Here is a 2,130-nt window from a genome sequence, read left to right on the forward strand (position 1 = left end):
AGATACTTCTATCAAAATTGAATAATTTATAATATTATATAAAAGGACTACACAACTTATTTTAAGCAAAATTAAGAAATGGTCTTTTTGCTAAATTACTTATTTATTAATTAATAACAAAAAGAATAACTCCTCTTTTTAGCAAGAAGCATTCTTTTTTATATACCAATAATAGACACAATTTAATTATAAATAACCGAAATAAAGGATAAATGTAGAGCCTTCATTTTCTTTACTAACAAAGCTGAGCTTTCCTCCGTTTATCTTGACTAAATTTTTTGCAATTACTAAGCCTAAACCTGTTCCTTCTATTCTTCCTACGTTATTTGCCCTGTAAAAAGAATTAAATACATTGTTTTTTACCTCAGATGGGATACCTATTCCAAAATCTTGAATACTTATCTGAAAAGAATCTTCATTAAAGATTAAAGAAAGAATTGGGTTAGGTTTATTTCGTGAATACTTGAAGGCATTGGATAATAAATTATCCAATATTAAAGTAAGATGAAGGGGGTCTATTTGTGCAGTACGAGGCGACCCTGTTACGTTAAAATCTATAAATCTTCCATCTTTTTGTAAAACATTTTGAGCCTCTGTGCTTGTTTTAACTAATTCAAGAATATTTACATCTTCTTTATTACAACTCAAATTGTTGGATTCTATTTTTCCAACAATCAAAATTTCATTCATCAAATTGGTGATTCTATCAATCTGACTACTGATAATATTTACATGTTTTGCAATATGTGGATTCTGTTCTTTATCAATCAATTGGATGATTTCAGTACTTGAACGAATGGTAGAAAGAGGTGTTCTAAACTCATGAGATGCTACGTTGACAAAAAGCGTTTTCAAATCATTCAATTCTTTTTCTTTTTGTAATGATGCCATCAACACCTCTTCAGTGCGTTTTCTATCATTTATTTCTCTGGAAGAGGTAATAATTCGATGAGTAAGGTCATAATCATCAAAAAATACTTTTGAATTCGTTTCTAGCCACACATAATTCCCATTGGCTTTTTTGAAGCGGTAACTTGTATATGACGACGTAGTTTCACCAAATGGCAACTGTTCTTTGTCAATAATCTCTAAATCGTCAGGATGATAATAATCAGATAGTTTTTTCCCAATTAAATCTTGGGGTTCATAGCCAGCAATTTGTTTGATGGAAGGCGACAGATACAATAAACTACCTTCTAAATCATGAATACAAACTAAGTCTTTTACATTATTTGAGAGTAATTCGTAAATATGGGCGTTTTCCTTTTGTCTAGTAATATCTCTTAATGTTCCTGTAGCTCCAATTACAAATCCTTTTGGATCTGAAATAAATGTAACAGAAGCTTTAATCCATTTTATTTCTCCAGTTTTTGTAATGAATCTGGCAAGGTGTTTACTTGTAGGTTTTTTTTCACGGATTAATGCATCAAACAATTGTTCTTTTTGGGCAGCATCTTCTGGATGCATAAAATCGTAAAATGGCCTACCTAATGATTCCTCTATGCTATAGTTTAAGATTTTTGTCCAAGAATCATTCAAGAATGTCCACTGCCAATGCTGGTCAGTTTTAAATACAATGTCACTAATGAGATTAATTACTTCGTGATATTGACTTTCTGAATATAGTACGTTTTCAGTAACGAAAGGAATCGTATTGGGAAGTACATGAAACTGTACCAAAATCATAGAAACAATACCGTTTTCATCCATAAGTGGAGTAAACTTTTGCTTTATTGTATTTGGTTCAAGCTCAAAAGATTCTCCCTCAAATGTTCTTTTATAGTGTTCTACAGTTGAAAGAAAAAATGGATGTTCAGATGTAGTTACTTTACTGATTTCATGTAATTGTGGTAACTCATCAAAACTAAATTTATAAGAATCTACGAAAGACTTATTAAAATAAACAAAACGGTATTCTCTATCTAAAATATAAACATTGCCTTCTAATGAATTCAATATTACTTCCGATAAATAATTAATCGAGGAAGATCTCATCTGCTAATGGCGGTTTTAAATTTTTAATATGATGATAACTTACTACTCAATTGAACGGGTCTATATAATTTAAATAAAGATAAAACAAAATATTTATTCATATTAATGAAAAAATAAATATTGTAAAATCTATAG

1 protein-coding gene is annotated in these 2,130 nt (G+C 29.6%); it reads right to left on the reverse strand.

Annotated features, from left to right (window positions below):
• Positions 1–186: 186 nt before the first annotated feature.
• On the reverse strand, positions 187–1,995 hold the full coding sequence (locus AC07XN_RS24170) for a PAS domain-containing sensor histidine kinase (RefSeq protein WP_309912398.1): 1,809 nt from the start codon (positions 1,993–1,995) through the stop codon (positions 187–189).
• Between the last annotated feature and the right edge of the window lie 135 nt (positions 1,996–2,130).

The sequence above is a fragment of the Arcicella sp. GW458-12-2-14-TSB2 genome (genome assembly GCF_059423785.1).

Coding starts and splice junctions, on each gene's coding strand:
- AC07XN_RS24170 (WP_309912398.1), bottom strand. CDS start 1,995: ATGAGATCTTCCTCGATTAATTATTTATCGGAAGTAATATTGAATTCA.